Source organism: Pseudaminobacter soli (ex Li et al. 2025) (genome assembly GCF_003012705.1).
Classification (GTDB): Bacteria; Pseudomonadota; Alphaproteobacteria; order Rhizobiales; family Rhizobiaceae; genus Pseudaminobacter; species Pseudaminobacter soli.
On sequence record NZ_PXYL01000006.1, the window covers coordinates 95880 to 112016 of the forward strand.

Consider the following 16137-nt stretch of genomic DNA (forward strand, 5'->3'; position numbering starts at 1 on the left):
ACACTCCCTGTCATGAATCCAAGCCCCTCTAACAGGCTTCGAGCCCGCATATAAGCATCGTTTTTTCGGCTTTGGAACTCCTGTTTGATAGTCATTGTACCAGTAGAACAAAATTTCATTGTTCTACACCATTGGAGTCATATTATTGCGATTCATGGGGCGTTTTCGAAATAGATCGCGTGGAAACGACAAAACTGCGTGACTTCGCGTCTCGCCGTCCTGTCCGTCAAAGCCACCGGACGTAGCGGAAGGTCTCATGTTCAAAGCCGGCTTTGCTTCATGTCTTGCCGAGGTCAGGAGGGGTTGACGTTGGGGCAAGACTTGCACCTCTGAGCCTTGTGACAATACACTGAAGTCGAGGCGGTTTTTTGCTCGAAGTATCGCGGGGAGGAGACTGAGGAGCGAGACGCGGGCATCGAGCCGCCAGGCGAGTGCGGGCAACCGGAAAAGACCAAGAGCAGGCATCAGCGAGGGAGGCGTGTATGGCCAAGGCCACCAGCAAAGCGACCAAGGCGCAGGCTAATGGGCATGCGGCAACAAAAGCCGCAACCACACCGTCTACAGCCAAGCACGCAAGATCCGCACCCGCGAAGAAGGACGCCTCTTCGAATGCTGCGCCAGCCAAGGCCAAGGCTGCCGCCGCAAAGGCCGCCACGCCCAAGCCTGCAGTGAAAGCACAACGGGCCAAGGTCGCCGAAGCCGCAAAGAAGCCCGAGGCACCGGCCAAGCCTGCAAAGAGCGCCGTGAAACCGAGCAAGCCGACAAAGGCAGCGGAAACGGGCAGGGCCAAGGCTGCCAACTCGAGCTCAACCGCAAAGCCTGCCGCCAAAAAATCGAAAACCGCAGAAAAGGTGAACGCCGTGGCAGAGCCTGCCAAAGAGTCCGCTACCAGCAAGCCCGATGGGGCCGCCTCGGCGTGTGAAGCGCGGCCGTGGCTGACAAGCTACCCCGACAATGTGCCGGCCGAAATCGAGCCGCTCGAGTTCAAGTCGATCGGCGATCTTCTGGTCGCGTCTTCCAAGAAATACGCCACCCGCCCAGCCTTCACCTGCATGGGCAAGACCGTCACCTTCGCCGAGCTGGAGCGGCATTCGGCGGCATTCGGCGCCTATCTCCAGTCGAAGGGGCTGCCGCAGGGCGCCCGCGTGGCGCTGATGATGCCCAACGTGCTGCAATATCCGGTCGCGCTGCTCGGCGTGCTGCGGGCCGGCTACACGGTGGTGAACGTCAACCCGCTCTACACACCGCGCGAACTCGAGCACCAGCTTCGGGATTCCGGGGCGGAGGCCATCGTCATCCTCGAGAATTTTGCGACGACCTTGCAGGCGATCGTCTCCAAGACGCCGGTCAAGCATGTCATCGTCGCGTCGATGGGCGATATGCTTGGCCTGAAAGGCTTGCTGGTCAATCTGGTGGTGCGCCGCGTCAAGAAGATGGTGCCGGCCTGGTCGCTGCCCGGACACGTCAAGTTTCCGGTGGCGCTGAAGGAGGGTGCTGCGCGCACCTTCAAGCCGGCGCGCGTCGACGGCGACGACATCGCCTTCCTGCAATATACCGGCGGCACGACGGGCGTATCGAAGGGCGCGATCCTGTTGCACCGCAACGTGCTGGCCAATGTCGCGCAGAACATGCTGTGGATGGAAACGGCCTTCGTGAAGAAGCCGCGCCCGGAGGCGCTGACCTTCGTATGCGCGCTGCCGCTCTACCATATCTATGCGCTGACGGTGAACGCGCTGATGGGCATGCAGCAGGGCGGGCATAACATCCTGATCCCCAATCCGCGCGACATACCTGGCTTCGTCAAGGAGCTGGGAAAGTATCCGATCAATATCTTCCCGGGCCTCAACACGCTGTTCAACGCGCTGCTCAACAATGAGGATTTCCGCAAGCTCGACTTCAAGCCGCTGCTCTTGACCTTCGGCGGCGGCATGGCCGTGCAGCGCGCCGTGGCCGAGCGCTGGAAGAAGCTGACGGGCATCACCATCTCGGAAGGCTACGGCCTGTCGGAGACATCGCCGGTTGCGACCGCCAACCGCTTCGACGCGGAAGAGTTTTCCGGCACCATCGGCCTGCCGATCCCCTCGACGGAGATTTCGATCCGCGACGAGGATGGCAAGGAAGTTCCGCTCGGCGAGGTCGGCGAAATCTGCATTCGCGGCCCCCAGGTCATGGCCGGCTACTGGAACCGCCCGGACGAAACGGCAAAGGCGATGACCTCGGACGGCTTCTTCAAGACCGGTGACATGGGTTTCATGAACGAGGCCGGCTACACCAAGATCGTCGACCGCAAGAAGGACATGATCCTGGTTTCGGGCTTCAACGTCTATCCAAACGAGCTCGAGGACGTCGTTGCCCAGCATCCGGGTGTGCTCGAGGTCGCAGCCGTCGGCGTGCCGGACGAGCGTTCGGGCGAGGTGCCCAAGCTGTTCATCGTGCGCAAGGATCCCAGCCTGACGGCCGAGGACATCATGTCCTTCTGCCGCGAGAACCTCACCGGCTACAAGCGCCCGCGCCAGATCGAATTCCGCACCGAGCTGCCGAAAACCAATGTCGGCAAGATTCTGAGGCGTGAGCTGCGGGGGTGACGCCTGCGCTGGGCGGCCCGCGTCAGTGGGCCGTTCGTTTCTAGCCTATGGTCACCGTCTCAAGCGGAATGTCGACGCCGATCGCGTTCAACATTGCCTGGAGCGATTTCAGATCGAAGCGGGGAGTTTCGGTCGCCAGGCCGCGAACGATCCCGCTTCCCTCGTGACCGGTAGCCAAGCCGGAGACGATGTCCTTTGCAGGGTCGAGGAAGATGCCGTTGGGCTGAGTCGCGCTGAAGAAATCGTTCAGCCACGGCAGATGCGTACTGGACAGTGTGAACACGTCGATGAGCGGATACTCGCGGGCGAGGTCCGACATGAATTGGGTGACGCGGTCCTGCGTTCCGATCGGATCGAAGAGAAAGGAACCATCCTCCACCAGATCGACCATGGAAGATGCATTGATCAAAGCGACATTGGCCGGGTCGCACTGATGTTTTCCGACGAACTCGCGCAACATCGGGCTTTCCACCAGGGACTGCACCCCCATGATGCCAACCTGACCGGTGCGGGATAGAGCAAGTGCTTTCTGCAGCGGAGGAAAGACGCCGAACAACGGAATGGCAGCGTCTTCGCGCAGTTCGTCCAGCACCATGATCGATGGGGCATTGGAAGCGACCACTATCGCGCAAGGATCATAAGTGCTGAGGAACGCGATTGTCCTGCGCATGATGGAGAGCAACTCGGCTCGACTTTTACTCCCGTAGGGAAAGCTGGCCCGGTCCGCCAGATAAAGTATGTCCTGTCGCGGAAACGCCTTCTGTATTTCGGCAACGATCGCATAGCTTCCGATGCCTGCATCGAAGACGGCGACGGGGCGACGAAGTTCCAATCAGCCCTCCCGTCTCGGCAGTCGCCGCATGGACCGGTCAGGCCGCACCAAGAAATTCCGGCAGGTCGGCCACCGAGTCCAAAATCACGTCGGCCATCGGCGCCAGCGTCTCGCGCGTACCCGTGCCGGAGAGGACGCCCACCACCAGACCCGCGCCGCCGGCACGCGCCATTTCGAGGTCGTGGCGGTTGTCGCCCACCATGGCTATCTCCGAGGTTTTCAACCCGGTGAGGTCGGCAAAGGCGTGGATGGCGTCGGGCGCCGGCTTGGGGTTTGCGACCGCATCATAGCCATAGGCAGCGTCGAACATCTGCGCGATGCCCAGCGCCAGAAGCGTCTTTTCGGCGCCACTGGTGGAGTCGTTGGTGGCAACGCCGAGCCGGAAGCCCTGGCCATGCAGGGCGGTGACAGCGTCCTTGCTGCCGGGCAGCGCCACCGACGCGGCCGCGCCTTCCTCGGCGGTGATGGTGTTGAAGCCGGCCGTGATCGTCTGGCGCTCGGTCTCGTCGGCCTCCGGATACCACAGCTCGACGATCTCGGCATTGGTGCCCGCCGCAAAGACGGAGTCTGCCTTGAAGCGATGATTGGCAAAGTCATAGCCAGCCAATTCCAGCAGCGTATTCGCCTTTTCGCGGTCACCGCCCGCCGCCGTCAGCGCCATCACGTCGCCGATGGCGAACCAGGTTTTCTGAAAATCCACCAGTGTCCCGTCCTTGTCGAACAGGATTGCCTTTATGCCACGCAAATCCGTTTACTCCCCTCTGAGCTGATGGATATGGCGCACCAAACCGGCGGTCGAGGCGTCGCTGCGGGCGGCATCTTCCGTTCCCTCAACGACAGGCAACAGGGCAGTGGCCAGCTCCTTACCCAGCTCGACGCCCCACTGGTCGAAGGAATTGATGTTGTAGAGCGTGCCCTCGACGAACACGCGGTGCTCGTAGAGGGCGATCACCCGGCCGAGCGTGCGCGGGTCGAGCAAGCGGTAGAGGATGGTGATCGACGGGCGGTTGCCGGGGAATACGCGGTGCGGCGCGATGCGGTCGACTTCTTCGAGCGGCATGCCCTTGGTCAACATCTGCCGTCGTGCCTCTTCCAGCGTCCGGCCCTTCATCAGCGCCTCGGATTGCGCAAGGCAGTTGGCCAGCAGCAGATCGTGGTGGTGCTTCAGCTCCGGCTCGTGGCCCTCGGCTGCAGCCAGGAACTCGACGGGAATGATGTCGGTGCCCTGGTGCAGCAGCTGGAAGAAGGCGTGCTGGCCGTTGGTGCCGGGCTCGCCCCAGACGAGCGGGCCGGTGGGCGTTGCGGCCTTCTGGCCGCCAAGCGTCACCTGCTTGCCGTTCGATTCCATGTCGAGCTGCTGCAGATAGGCCGGCAGCCGCGCCAGGCGCTGGTCGTAGGGAATGACGGCGCGGGCCGGATAGCCGCAGACGACGCGGTGATAGTAGCCGACCAGCCCCATCACCACGGGAATGTTCTTGAGCAGCGGCGCACTGGCAAAATGCTGGTCCATCTCATGGGCGCCGGCGAGGAATTCGGCAAAGTGCTGCGGCCCGACTGCGATCATGATCGGCAGGCCGATCGCCGACCACAGCGAATAGCGGCCGCCCACCCAATCCCAGAAGCCGAAGACGCGGTCCGGCGCGATGCCGAAGGCGGCGACCTTGTCGAGCGCGGTCGAAACGGCTGCAAAATGCTTGCCCACTGCCTCCCTGCCGAGCGCCTGCTCCACCCATTTGCGGGCGGTCTCGGCATTGGTCATGGTCTCGACCGTGGTGAAGGTCTTCGAGGCGACGATGAAAAGCGTCGTCTCGGGCGAAAGGTCCTTCAGCGTATCGTGGATATGCGCGCCATCGATGTTGGAGACGAAATGCGAGCGCGGTCCGTCGTGATAGGGCGCCAGCGCCAGCGTCGCCATGACGGGTCCGAGGTCGGAGCCGCCGATGCCGATGTTGACGACATCGGTGATGCGTTTTCCGGTCGCGCCGGTAGCCGTGCCCGAGCGGATCGCATCCGAGAATGCACCCATGGCGGCGAGCACTGCGCGAACCTCGGGCATCACGTCCTTGCCGTCCACCATCACCTTGGCGTCGGGCCCGGCCCGCAGCGCGGTGTGCAGCACGGCGCGGTCTTCGGTGATGTTGATCTTCTGACCCGAAAACATCGCCTCGCGCCGCTCCGGCAGCTTGGCCACCAGCGCCAGCTTTTCAAGCAGGTGCATGGTCGTGGTGGTGACGGCGCATTTCGACCAGTCGAACAACAGGTCGCCATCGGTGAGCGAGAACTTGGCAAAACGCTGCGGGTCGGCCTTGAAGGCCTCGCGCATATTGGTCGGGGTTTCTTCCCGGTCTTCGCGAAGCGCCGTCAGTGCGGCATGAAAAGGGGCTTCGGTCACTGCCATTCTCCAGTTTTCGGCCTTCAGGCGGGCGAGCTTAGCAGAGCTAAGGTAACATGGAGAGAGTGTGACAGGCTTGTGCCTTGGAAAATTTCAATCGATTTGATGTTGTGGAATTCGATTTTGTGAGCTTGGGTCATGCGAGCATAGATCACTGGCATAAATCCTAGCGATTAGAAAAATTCATTGGCGCAACCCTTTGGCCCACGGATACGCTCGACTGGTCCAAAGAAGACAAAAATATAGCGCCTGCCCGAGGAAATGCTCATGCCACAGAGAAACGATTCGGCCATCTGGTCGGGACTGTTCAGGATTTCTGCGGAATCGGGCCAGACGCTTCAGGCACAAATCCGTCAGGCCATCGTCGCGGCCATTCTCGACCGTCAGATCGCCGCTTCCATGCCGCTGCCCTCCTGCCGCATCCTGGCCGAGAAGCTCGGCGTGGCGCGTGGCACCGTGGTGCTTGCCTTCCAGCAACTCGTCGATCAGGGCTTTCTGGTGGCGCGCGAGCGGCGCGGCCACTTCGTCAACCCTGAGGTGCTGGCGACGCCGGCCAAGCCGCAGCAGAAGTCCGCCGACCAGGCGAGCGAAATCGACTGGAAGGCGCGTCGGCAGATTGCCGCGAGCGACATGCCGCGCGCGGCCAAGCTCGACAACTGGATCAAGTCTTCCTACCCCTTCGTCTATGGCCAGTTCGACCCGGCGCTGTTCCCGACGGCGGAATGGCGCGAGTGCAACCGCATGGCGCTGGCCGTGCTGGAAATCCGCAACTGGGCGGCCGACATGGTCGACCGCGATGACCCGCTGCTGATCGAGCAGATCCAGGCGCGGCTTTTGCCGCGGCGTGGCATCTTCGCCAATCCCGACGAGATCATCGTCACGCTCGGTGCGCAGAATGCGCTGTATATGCTGGCGACGCTACTGATGACCAAGGGCACCAAGGTGGCCATGGAAGATCCCGGCTACCCGGATGCGCGCAGCATCTTCCGGCTGGCCGGCGCCGAGCTGCACCCCACGCCGGTGGACTCGGAGGGCATCGTGACCTCGGCAATTCCTTCGGATGCGGGCTTTGTGTTCGTGACGCCGAGCCATCACTGCCCGACCATGGTGCCACTGAGCGCCGAGCGTCGGCAGGATCTTCTGGCCCGCGCCAGCCGCAACAACCAGATCATCATCGAGGACGGCTATGACAGCCAGCTGCTCGACGAGGCGCCGCAGCAGGCACTGAAGAGCGTCGATCGCTCGGGTCGCGTCATCTATGTCGGCTCGATGTCGAAGACGCTCGCGCCGGGCTTGCGCCTTGGCTACATCGTCGCCTCGGCCGACCTGATTGCCGAGTTGCGCGCGCTGCGCCGTTTCATGCTGCGCCACCCGCCGTCAAACAACCAGCGCGCCGTGGCGCTGTTCCTGTCGCTCGGCCATCACGAGGCGCTGGTGCGCCGCCTGTCGTCAGCGTTCGACGAGCGCCGCAAGCGGCTGGTCCAGGCCATCGACGCCTTCCTGCCCGACTGGCGCCCGACGGATGCCGCAGGCGGCACCTCGCTTTGGCTGGAAGGACCGCGCGGCACGGATTCGCGTGGGCTGGCCGAGGCTGCCGCCTCGCGCAGCGTACTCATCGAGCCGGGCGATCGCTTCTTCGACCGCTCGGACAAGCCCTCGCGCTTCATGCGGCTCGGCTTCTCCTCGATCGCGCTGCAGCACATCGAGCCGGGCATTCGCGAACTTGCGACGGCCGCCGGCCGGCGCCCTGCCGCGGCCTGATCCGGGCCTCGAAAATTCTCGAAAACATGGTGACGGCCGGGCATTTGCCCGGCCGTTTTCGTTCGTCTTTCTGGACCATCTTACGGAAAATCGTGGCCCATTCGCGAGGCCTAATGGACGCGCATAGTCGCCACCATTGGGGAATGGGCAACGTGACCGGAGGGACATCCGGCATGGGATGCCGACGAGAATGTGGAGGTTTTTGGCATGTCTACGACTGCCTTGGATGAGCGTATGGTTGCGGCAGCAGAGCAAGGCTCTCGCCGTTCCGGGGGGCGCGAGGCGCGCCGTGCGCTGCGTTCGGCGCCTTTGGCCGACGATATTCGGCCGATCCGGCCCGGCCTCGAGGGCGGCAGGTACAAGCCGTTGGGCCAGAACGATCTGGAGCGGATCCATGAGGCGGTCCTGGTCCTTCTTGAAACCGTCGGCTTTGCCAATGCCATCCCAAGTTGCATCGAGGCGCTGACCAGGGTTGGCGCGACCCATGGCGCGGATGGCCGCATCCGCTTCCCGCGCGAGCTGGTTCTGTCGACCATCAAGAACGCCGCCCGCAACTTCACGCTCTATGGACAAGACCCCAAGCACGACATGGTGATCCAGGGCACGCGCGTGCACTACGGCACCGCGGGTGCTGCGGTGCATGTCGTCGATGTAGAAAAGCGCGAATATCGGGAGTCACAGCTGCAGGACATCTACGATGCCGCCCGCATCGTGGATCAGATGGACAACATCCATTTCTTCCAGCGGCCGATGGTGCCGCGCGACATTCCCGATCCGCTCGATATGGACTTCAACACGCTCTATGCCTGCGTGATGGGTACCTCCAAGCATGTCGGCACGTCGTTCACCGTGCGCGAGAACGTGGCGCCCGCACTGGAGATGCTCTATGCGATCGCCGGCGGCGAGGAGAAATTCCGCGCCCGGCCGTTCGTCTCCAATTCCAACTGCTTCGTCGTGCCGCCGATGAAATTCGCCGAGGACGCCTGCGGGGTGATGGAGGCCTGCGTCGAAGGCGGCATTCCGATCCTGCTGCTGTCGGCCGGCCAGGCCGGCGCGACGGCGCCCGCGGCGATCGCAGGCGCAGTGGTGCAGGCGGTGGCCGAGGTGCTGGCGGGCCTGGTCTATGTCAATGCGCTGAAGCCCGGCCATCCGGCCATCTTCGGCACTTGGCCCTTCGTGTCCGATCTGCGCACCGGCGCCATGTCGGGCGGCTCGGCCGAACAGGCGCTGCTGACGGCGGCCTGCTCACAGATGGCGCAGTTCTACGATTTGCCCGGCGGTTCGGCTGCCGGCATGGCCGACTCGAAGCTGCCCGATATCCAGTCCGGCTACGAAAAGGGCATCACCAATGTCATGGCCGGCCTGTCGGGCCTCAACCTCGTCTATGAATCTGCCGGCATGCATGCCTCGCTGCTCGGCTTCTGCCTGGAAAGCCTGATCATCGACAACGACATGCTGGGCCACTGCCAGCGTTGCGTGCGCGGCATCGAGGTCACCGACGAGGCGCTGTCGATCGACACGATCGCCGAGGTCTGCCTCAATGGCCCCGGCCACTATCTCGGCAACGAGCAGACACTGAAGCTGATGCAGACGGAGTATTTCTACCCGGTTATCGGCGACCGCTTCAGCCCCAAGGAGTGGAACGAGAAGGGCCGGCCCGACATCGTCACCCGCGCGATCGCCGCAAAGCAGAAGATCTTGGCCGAGAGTTTCCCGCGCCATGTGCCGCGCGCCCTCGACGACAAGCTGCGCGCGCGCTTCGAGAACATCCTGTTGCCGCGCAGCGGCATGGGCGGCTGAGGGTAGGGAACCCTGGCGAGCGGTCGGTCCCCGGCCGCTCATCTTTCGGCGTCGTAGTCAGCGCCAGAGATTGTATTTCGGCCAGTCGGCTTCGGCGATCCTGTCGCCGATACGGTAGCTGAACGACAGCACATGCATGCGGTCGTCGGCCGTGCGGCAATCGTAGGAGAGGCGATACCATTCTCCCTTGGCGCGAAAGGCCGCGCCCGGGCTCTGTATGGTGTCGCCCTGGAGGATCGGCGTCTTGATGGCGTAGGCGACCACGCGATCGGGCTTGTAGGGATTTTTGTCGCGCGCGATGCGAGCGAGCGCTTCGGCGTCGCAACGCTGTTCCAGGCGCGTGTCGGGGTCGAGTTTCAAAAGGCCGGCCTTGAGACGCGCATCGAGCGCCCAGGCCGGTACAGCGCCAACCAGCAGAGCCGCCATCGCGAACCAGAATTTCCTCATGGCGGCATGATGCACCATATTCGCGCCGGCAAATCAACCCGACCTAGGGTTGTCCACCGGCGGAACAAAAGGAACGATGGCCCGTTCTAATTCATTGCAGATTATGGAGAGGAACCCCCATGGCCCGCCGCCAAATTGTCGGATCGATCGTCGTGGCGCTCATGATGGCCGGCCACGCGCAAGCACAGACTTCGCCCGGAGTCCCCGCGGAGAATGCCATCAAGCTTTCCGAGATCATTGCCAAGGTCGAGAAGCGGCCGCAGTTCCGTTACCTGAGCGAGATCAGCTGGGAGCAGGACGGCTATTACGACATCACCTATTACACGACGGACAAGGCCAAGGTGGAGATCAAGATCGATCCCAAGACCGGCGAGCCGCGGTAGGGCATTCTTCCGCGAGAGTAGCTTCCGCTTCCTCATGGCAAACGGTGCCCCGGAATCAAAAGACCCGCCACGGGTCGGGCCGTGGCGGGTCTTTCGAACAGTCTTTCGATGACACTATGACAGCGTTGACAGATGACGCCTGAGTTCCGAGGCCAGGGCCGCGCGATCGATCAGCCCGTCCTGAAATTTACGTGTAAGGAATCTTGCCGCATTGCGACTTAGGGCGGACGGGACCTCCTTGCGGAGACCGGCCTCGGCGAGCACTTGCTCGATCATCGTCATGTCAGAAGGTGTCAGATATTGCCTGCGACTGTCGGAAGACATCCCATCCTCCCCTATTGGGTTGCGGTACTCAGAGACCCCCGACACCGGCAATTTCAAGCAAAACTACCGATAAACCGATAATGCACATTTTGGTGCTCAGCGTCTATGCTGACTTGCTCTTGATATAATCAAATGAACGTTGATGGCATCTACCACGTCTTTGTTGAATGCAGGTCATTTGGCGGCGGCGAAAATATAGGCCGGCATCTTTTCTGCTATGGTCGGGGCGGCTCATTTCCCGCTTCCGGGCCCGGCGGTGACTGACGCACTGGATCGACATTGAGCCGGCTGCGTTATCTGGCGCGCATGCCGTGAACCGGGATGGAACAGGTGGCACAGCAACAAACGGATGCAAAAATCCTGATCGTCGGGGCCGGGCCAACCGGCCTCACTGCCGCGGTGGAACTGGCGCGGCGAGGCATTATTCCCCGCATAATCGATCGGAAGGAGGCGCCCACCCCGCTTAGCAAGGCGGTCGGCATCAGCCCGCACAGCCTCGATCTCCTTGAGCCGTCGGGTGTTTCGGAGCGCCTCTTGGCGGCAGGCCTCAGGATACGCCACGTGCATTTCAGCACGGAAGACCGCGAACTGGGCGTGGTTTACATCTCGGCTCTCTCGCATCGCTTCAATTTCCTGCTTTCACTGCCGCAGCGGGATACGGAAGCGATCATGGTCGGTAGGCTGGCCGAACTTGGGGTCGAGGTGGAGTGGCAGTCGTCGCTTGCCGGCCTCGAGGAAAACGCCGACGGGGTCGAGGTAACAATTGCGACGCCCAATGGCGAGGAAAAGGCGCGCTTCGATTGGGTGTACGGCGCCGATGGCATCGACAGCGCCGTGCGAAAGTCTTTGGCCATCGAATTTCAGGGTTACACGCATAAGCGGCAATGGAGCATTGCCGACGCGGAGATTTCCGACTGGCCCTATGAGCCGCTTTCAGGCCAGGCCTTTCTTCATCGGAACGGCGACTTGGGGTTCATCATCCCCATCGAAGAGGGGCGCTTCCGCGCGGTCTCGAATACTGACGACGCCCTGCGGCGCATCCCTGGCAACTATCGGGTGACAGAGGTCTTGCGGACCGATCGTTTCCACATTCCGGCGCGGCAGGCAAAGCGCTATCAGACGAACCGCGTCTTTCTGGGCGGCGACGCCGCCCACGCGCATTCGCCAGTGGGCGCACGCGGCATGAATCTCGGCATCGAGGACGCCACGTCTTTTGCCCGCCGCTTCTTCGACGGCACGTTGGCCGGCTACACCGGGGAGCGCTGGCCGATCGGGCGACGCTGGATCGTGCTCAGCGAACGGATCTTGCGGACGGCCCAGGCGACCAGCCCGACCGCACAAGCCTTCAGGAACTTCGCATTCTCGATCATCGGCCGCTTTCCTGCGCTGCAGCGCCCCTTTGTCGAGCGCATTGCAGGGCTCAAGGAATAAAGCGACGGCTGGAATTTTTTTCCGCGAAAGTGGCCTGGCAGCTCCGCACCCTGCGCTTCCTGTGGGTCGGGAACGTTTACTATGGCCAACGCTTATTAAATTGAAACGCTTCCCGCGCGCCGCTCCCGCCCGCTCGCCGGACTGAACCCGCAACGCGTGCGTCGGACGAGGCGGCAAGCTGGGCGCGGGCGCGAATTCCTGCATTGCGGAAAGGCCATCCGGGCATGAAACGCGGAATCGGAGTCGACGAAGAAGAGGGCCCGGACTTGAGTGTCCCGCTCAAAACGGTCTGCTTCATCATCATGAAGGCGCGGGAATTCGACGCCAAGGAGGACGTGTCCGAACCGGATCCGGGCTCCAACCCGACGGACGACGAGAACGTCGGGGTTCTGGAGGACCATCGGGACGATCCCGTGCAGGAAGAGTTGCTCTCATTCATCTCGGATCTTTCCATCGACGAACAGATCGACCTCGTGACGCTGATGTGGCTCGGCCGTGACGACTACGAGGCGAAGGACTGGGATGAGGTGCGCCGGCAGGCGACCGAGGCCCATAACGAGCATACGGCCGAGTATTTGTGCGGCGAGCCCTTGCTCGCGGATTACCTGGGGGACGGTCTCGACATGATCGGCCTGTCCTGCACCGACTACGAGAGCGGGCATTTGTGAGACTTCATTCGGGCGGTTTTTGCGTCTCTTTGATCCACATCAATGCGTGATGGCTTGAAGAAGAGTTGATAGAATTTGAGCTGCTGATTTACTCGGCGGAGTGGTGCCATGTTCCGCAATCGACAGGACGCGGGGCGAAGACTGGCAGGCGAGTTGGCGAAGCTCGGCTTGGCCGATGCAATCGTGCTGGCGTTGCCGCGTGGTGGTGTTCCGGTCGGGGCTGAAATCGCGCTGGAGCTGAATGCTCCGCTCGATGTCGTCATCGTGCGCAAGATAGGGGCACCAGACAACCCGGAACTGGCAGTCGGGGCAATCGTCGACGGCAACCCGCCCGATATCGTGCTCAACCGCGACATTGTGGAAGGATACGGCCTGGACGACGACCAGTTGCGCGTGCTGATCGACCGCGAGCGGCCTGAGCTGGAGCGGCGCCGGCTGGTCTATCGCGAGGGTAGAGAACCGCTACCCGTCGCGGGCAAGACGGCCATTGTGGTCGATGATGGCGCTGCTACGGGAGCGACGATGAAGGTGGCGCTTCGTTCCATGAACCGGCGCTCGACGCTCGAAACGATCGCCGCCCTGCCGGTGGCGCCGCCCGAAACCGTCATGGAACTCAGCCGGGAAGCCGATCGGGTGGTCTGCATAAGTCAGCCGGCGCACTTCCTGGCGCTTGCATATCACTACCTGCACTTTCCCCAGCTCACGGACCAAGAGGTCGTCGATCTCTTGAGGAAGTTCAGGCCGCAGGACACCGGATAGAACGAGGAGGATCGCGATGCATATCCGCACATTGTCGGGTTTCGAATGCACGGAGTTGCTTGCCGGCAATCGGGTTGCCTTCCTGGCTTGTACCAAGGACGATCAGCCTTACGTCGTTCCGATCCACTACGCCTATTCCGACGGGCACGTTTATGCCTTCTCGATGCCCGGCAAGAAGATCGAATGGATGAGGGGCAATCCGCGCGTTTCCGTTTTCGTGGAGCAGCCTGGCAAGGGAAAGGCATGGAAAAGCGTGGTGGCCGAAGGCCGCTACGAGGAACTGCCGGACGAGATCGGACACAAGGTCGTTCGCGAACACGCCTGGTCGGTGCTGAGCAAGCATTACGACTGGTGGGAGCCGGGCGCCTTCAAGCCGTACGAGCAGCAGCTGTCTGGCCATTCGCCGCACATCTTCTTCCGCATCCTCGTGGAACAGATGTCGGGCCGCGAGGCCAAGGAGTGACGGCGCGCTGAAATCTAGAGTGGCGGTCATCCTGACGGATGCCCTCGATCCGCTCTATCTTGTTGTTTTAGCCGCATTTGTGCGACGCCAAGCGATTCCGCTTGGCTGCAAAATGCTCTAGCTCCCCGGCGACTGCATGAAGATGGAAAACAGCTCGCGCTGCGAGGAAATGCGCATCTTGGCGTAGACGTTCTTGCGGTGGATGCGAACCGTGCCTGCGGAAATGCCCAGAATGTTGGAGATCGACTCCGACGAGTGCCCCTGCAGCACGAGGCCGACCACTTCCGTCTCCCTGGCCGTCAGCGCCGGCATGCCAAGGCGCGCCAGCGCGTCCTGCACGGTACGCCGCAGCACTTCCTTCTCGTCTTGCACGGGTTTCGCCGCCTTGAGCCTTGGGTCGGTTCGCCAATGCGCCTTGGCGATTTTTCCCAGCAGCGGCTCGACGCAGCGGAGCGTGCGCAGTTCGCGCGCCGAGAAGGCCGGCTGGCTGTTCCGGCGCATCAGCGATGTCACGATCGTCCAGCTTTCATTGCCGGGGATGAACATCGCGACCTCGTCCACCGGCCCGGTCTGCACATAGTAGGAGCGGTAATATTCGCTTTTGTAGAACTGGTCGGGTGCAACTTCGCCCAGGCGAAAGATGCCGGATTTCATTCCGTCGATGGACGCCTTGTAGAGCGGGTCCAGAAAATAGGGCCCGACCTCGTATTCGGTGACGTGGATGGCATACTGCTCAGGCGGAAAGGTGTGGTGCAGGCACAGCGGCACATCGGGGCCGTAATAGGCGAAGGTGACCGTATAATCGAACTCGGTCAGATACCGCAGTGTGGCGGTGAGGACATCGGGGAAGCCTGGCTCGCCCACCTGCGAAACCAGGTCGCCAAGCTGCGCATACCATTGCGGCTGGGAAAGGGGACTGCTGGCTGAAGCGCCGCCCGCCTTTGCTCCGCTCACCATGCACTGGTTCCTATCTCAAAAGTAATATGCATTCTGGATTATCCCAATTGGGAAATATCCCATAAACAAGCATTATATGTAGAGTTTTGTCAAATAGAGGGATATGCTCGGCTTGAGGGGTTTCTGTATCAGATACCGATCGAGAGGCATATACCGGCGGGGGATCGCGCAAGCGCCCAGGCCGTAATTCGGGGGAGCAGAGTGTCCGATCACGGATCAGTGCCGGATATCGAGTTTCGATCGGCATCGAAGCATTATGGCGGGGTCGCCGCAGTCGAGAAGTTCGATCTGGTCGTCGAGGCCGGCACCTTTTTGTCGATCCTCGGCCCGTCCGGCAGCGGCAAGACCACCTCGCTAAGGCTGATTGCGGGTTTCGAGCAGCCCACCAGCGGTGACATCCTTATTCGTGGCCAGTCGGTCACCGACGTGCCGCCCTACCGTCGCGCGGTGAACATGGTGTTCCAGCACTATGCGCTGTTCCCGCATATGACGGTCGCCCAGAACATCGCCTATGGCCTTCGCAACCAGCGGCCGCGGCTCGATAATGCGGAAATCGCGCGCCGCGTCGGCGAGGCTCTCGAGCTGGTGCAGCTGCCGGGTTTCGGCGACCGCCGTATCTTCCAGATGTCGGGTGGGCAGCAGCAGCGCGTGGCACTGGCGCGCGCGCTCGTCAACCGGCCCAATGTGCTGTTGCTGGACGAGCCGCTCGCCGCGCTCGACCGCAAGCTGCGCGAGGACATGCAGCACGAGCTCCAGAGCCTGCAGCGCGAACTCGGCATCACTTTTGTGCTCGTCACGCATGACCAGGAAGAGGCCATGTCGATGAGCGACGTGGTCTGCCTGATGAACAAAGGGCGCATCGTTCAGAAGGGCTCGGCGCAGGAGCTTTACGACCGCCCGGCGGACGCATTCGTCGCCGGCTTCGTCGGCAAGTCCAACCTCATCGCCGGCACCGCGACAGCAGCAGATGGCACAACCGCCAGCATCGTGATGGACGGTATCGGTCGCCTGAGCGGGCAGCGCACCAATCAGGCAGCACCGCTCGCGGCCGGCCAGGCCGTCACGCTGTCGGTTCGGCCGGAGATCGTGGCCGTCGTGCCATCGACGCAGACGCTGGGCCAGGACCTCGACATCCGGCTGGAGGGCCGGATCGTCAACAGGATCTTCCTCGGCGACCTCACCGAATATCGAATCCATCATCCTGTCCTTGGGAACGTGCTGGCTCGCCGCTCCCGGCAGGCGGATGGAAGCGCCAGTTCCTTCGAGAAAGGCGATGCGGTCGCCTTCGGCTGGAGATCGGCGGACGTGCTGGCGGTGTCCTGAGGGGATTTTTCA

15 protein-coding genes are annotated in these 16137 nt (G+C 62.3%); 9 read left to right on the top strand and 6 right to left on the bottom strand.

Going from position 1 to position 16137, the window contains the following annotated elements; genetic code table 11:
• Nucleotides 1-482 precede the first annotated feature (482 nt).
• Nucleotides 483-2585 (top strand): long-chain-fatty-acid--CoA ligase, encoded by a 2103-nt coding sequence (locus C7I85_RS13745; RefSeq protein ID WP_106724567.1) that lies wholly within the window; start codon nucleotides 483-485, stop codon nucleotides 2583-2585.
• A gap of 40 nt (nucleotides 2586-2625) precedes the next feature.
• Here C7I85_RS13745 and C7I85_RS13750 read toward each other — a convergent pair whose 3' ends face one another.
• Genes C7I85_RS13750 through pgi form a run of 3 tightly spaced genes read right to left on the bottom strand, consistent with a single transcriptional unit; the run spans nucleotide 2626 to nucleotide 5815 of the window.
• Nucleotides 2626-3417, bottom strand: coding sequence for a glutamate racemase (locus tag C7I85_RS13750; RefSeq protein WP_106724568.1), 792 nt, complete (start codon nucleotides 3415-3417; stop codon nucleotides 2626-2628).
• A gap of 37 nt (nucleotides 3418-3454) precedes the next feature.
• Nucleotides 3455-4162 (bottom strand): HAD family hydrolase, encoded by a 708-nt coding sequence (locus tag C7I85_RS13755; protein WP_106724569.1) that lies wholly within the window; start codon nucleotides 4160-4162, stop codon nucleotides 3455-3457.
• Between the two features lie 6 nt (nucleotides 4163-4168).
• Nucleotides 4169-5815, bottom strand: coding sequence for a glucose-6-phosphate isomerase (gene pgi / locus C7I85_RS13760; RefSeq protein WP_106724570.1), 1647 nt, complete (start codon nucleotides 5813-5815; stop codon nucleotides 4169-4171).
• 261 nt (nucleotides 5816-6076) lie between these two features.
• On the opposite strand from pgi, the gene C7I85_RS13765 reads away from it, so the two are divergent.
• Together C7I85_RS13765 and C7I85_RS13770 are read left to right on the top strand one after the other, a co-directional pair.
• Nucleotides 6077-7570: a PLP-dependent aminotransferase family protein gene (locus C7I85_RS13765; protein ID WP_106724571.1), complete on the top strand. Its 1494-nt coding sequence runs from the start codon at nucleotides 6077-6079 to the stop codon at nucleotides 7568-7570.
• 207 nt (nucleotides 7571-7777) lie between these two features.
• On the top strand, nucleotides 7778-9370 hold the full coding sequence (locus C7I85_RS13770; protein ID WP_245444934.1) for a trimethylamine methyltransferase family protein: 1593 nt from the start codon (nucleotides 7778-7780) through the stop codon (nucleotides 9368-9370).
• Between the two features lie 57 nt (nucleotides 9371-9427).
• On the opposite strand, the gene C7I85_RS13775 is transcribed toward C7I85_RS13770, so the two are convergent.
• A complete protein-coding gene (locus C7I85_RS13775; RefSeq protein WP_106724761.1) occupies nucleotides 9428-9796 on the bottom strand; it encodes a DUF930 domain-containing protein in 369 nt (122 codons plus the stop codon).
• A 140-nt stretch (nucleotides 9797-9936) separates the two neighbouring features.
• On the opposite strand from C7I85_RS13775, the gene C7I85_RS13780 reads away from it, so the two are divergent.
• Nucleotides 9937-10200 (top strand): PepSY domain-containing protein, encoded by a 264-nt coding sequence (locus tag C7I85_RS13780; protein WP_106724573.1) that lies wholly within the window; start codon nucleotides 9937-9939, stop codon nucleotides 10198-10200.
• Between the two features lie 114 nt (nucleotides 10201-10314).
• On the opposite strand, the gene C7I85_RS13785 is transcribed toward C7I85_RS13780, so the two are convergent.
• Entirely contained in the window at nucleotides 10315-10524 is a 210-nt protein-coding gene (locus tag C7I85_RS13785; RefSeq protein ID WP_106724574.1) for a hypothetical protein, read from the bottom strand.
• A gap of 330 nt (nucleotides 10525-10854) precedes the next feature.
• Here C7I85_RS13785 and C7I85_RS13790 point away from each other — a divergent pair, with 330 nt between their 5' ends.
• The 4 genes from C7I85_RS13790 (at nucleotide 10855) to C7I85_RS13805 (ending at nucleotide 13845) form a co-directional block, all read left to right on the top strand.
• Complete coding sequence (locus tag C7I85_RS13790; protein WP_245444935.1) at nucleotides 10855-11955, top strand: FAD-dependent oxidoreductase; 1101 nt, start codon at nucleotides 10855-10857, stop codon at nucleotides 11953-11955.
• Between the two features lie 224 nt (nucleotides 11956-12179).
• Nucleotides 12180-12623: a DUF3775 domain-containing protein gene (locus tag C7I85_RS13795; protein WP_106724576.1), complete on the top strand. Its 444-nt coding sequence runs from the start codon at nucleotides 12180-12182 to the stop codon at nucleotides 12621-12623.
• 108 nt (nucleotides 12624-12731) lie between these two features.
• A complete protein-coding gene (locus C7I85_RS13800) occupies nucleotides 12732-13382 on the top strand; it encodes a phosphoribosyltransferase (RefSeq protein ID WP_106724577.1) in 651 nt (216 codons plus the stop codon).
• A 16-nt stretch (nucleotides 13383-13398) separates the two neighbouring features.
• Entirely contained in the window at nucleotides 13399-13845 is a 447-nt protein-coding gene (locus C7I85_RS13805; protein WP_106724578.1) for a pyridoxamine 5'-phosphate oxidase family protein, read from the top strand.
• A gap of 117 nt (nucleotides 13846-13962) precedes the next feature.
• On the opposite strand, the gene C7I85_RS13810 is transcribed toward C7I85_RS13805, so the two are convergent.
• A complete protein-coding gene (locus C7I85_RS13810; protein ID WP_106724579.1) occupies nucleotides 13963-14802 on the bottom strand; it encodes a helix-turn-helix transcriptional regulator in 840 nt (279 codons plus the stop codon).
• A 201-nt stretch (nucleotides 14803-15003) separates the two neighbouring features.
• Between C7I85_RS13810 and C7I85_RS13815 the strand changes: the two genes are divergently transcribed.
• Entirely contained in the window at nucleotides 15004-16125 is a 1122-nt protein-coding gene (locus C7I85_RS13815; RefSeq protein ID WP_245444936.1) for an ABC transporter ATP-binding protein, read from the top strand.
• The last annotated feature ends 12 nt before the right edge of the window (nucleotides 16126-16137 follow it).

Bases quoted from the DNA above. Each gene is read 5' to 3' on its own strand.
- C7I85_RS13775 (WP_106724761.1), bottom strand. From the start codon at position 9,796: ATGGCGGCTCTGCTGGTTGGCGCTGTACCGGCCTGGGCGCTCGATGCG.
- C7I85_RS13745 (WP_106724567.1), top strand. From the start codon at position 483: ATGGCCAAGGCCACCAGCAAAGCGACCAAGGCGCAGGCTAATGGGCAT.
- C7I85_RS13785 (WP_106724574.1), bottom strand. From the start codon at position 10,524: ATGTCTTCCGACAGTCGCAGGCAATATCTGACACCTTCTGACATGACG.
- C7I85_RS13770 (WP_245444934.1), top strand. From the start codon at position 7,778: ATGTCTACGACTGCCTTGGATGAGCGTATGGTTGCGGCAGCAGAGCAA.
- C7I85_RS13780 (WP_106724573.1), top strand. From the start codon at position 9,937: ATGGCCCGCCGCCAAATTGTCGGATCGATCGTCGTGGCGCTCATGATG.
- C7I85_RS13765 (WP_106724571.1), top strand. From the start codon at position 6,077: ATGCCACAGAGAAACGATTCGGCCATCTGGTCGGGACTGTTCAGGATT.
- C7I85_RS13810 (WP_106724579.1), bottom strand. From the start codon at position 14,802: ATGGTGAGCGGAGCAAAGGCGGGCGGCGCTTCAGCCAGCAGTCCCCTT.
- C7I85_RS13805 (WP_106724578.1), top strand. From the start codon at position 13,399: ATGCATATCCGCACATTGTCGGGTTTCGAATGCACGGAGTTGCTTGCC.
- C7I85_RS13795 (WP_106724576.1), top strand. From the start codon at position 12,180: ATGAAACGCGGAATCGGAGTCGACGAAGAAGAGGGCCCGGACTTGAGT.
- pgi (WP_106724570.1), bottom strand. From the start codon at position 5,815: ATGGCAGTGACCGAAGCCCCTTTTCATGCCGCACTGACGGCGCTTCGC.
- C7I85_RS13800 (WP_106724577.1), top strand. From the start codon at position 12,732: ATGTTCCGCAATCGACAGGACGCGGGGCGAAGACTGGCAGGCGAGTTG.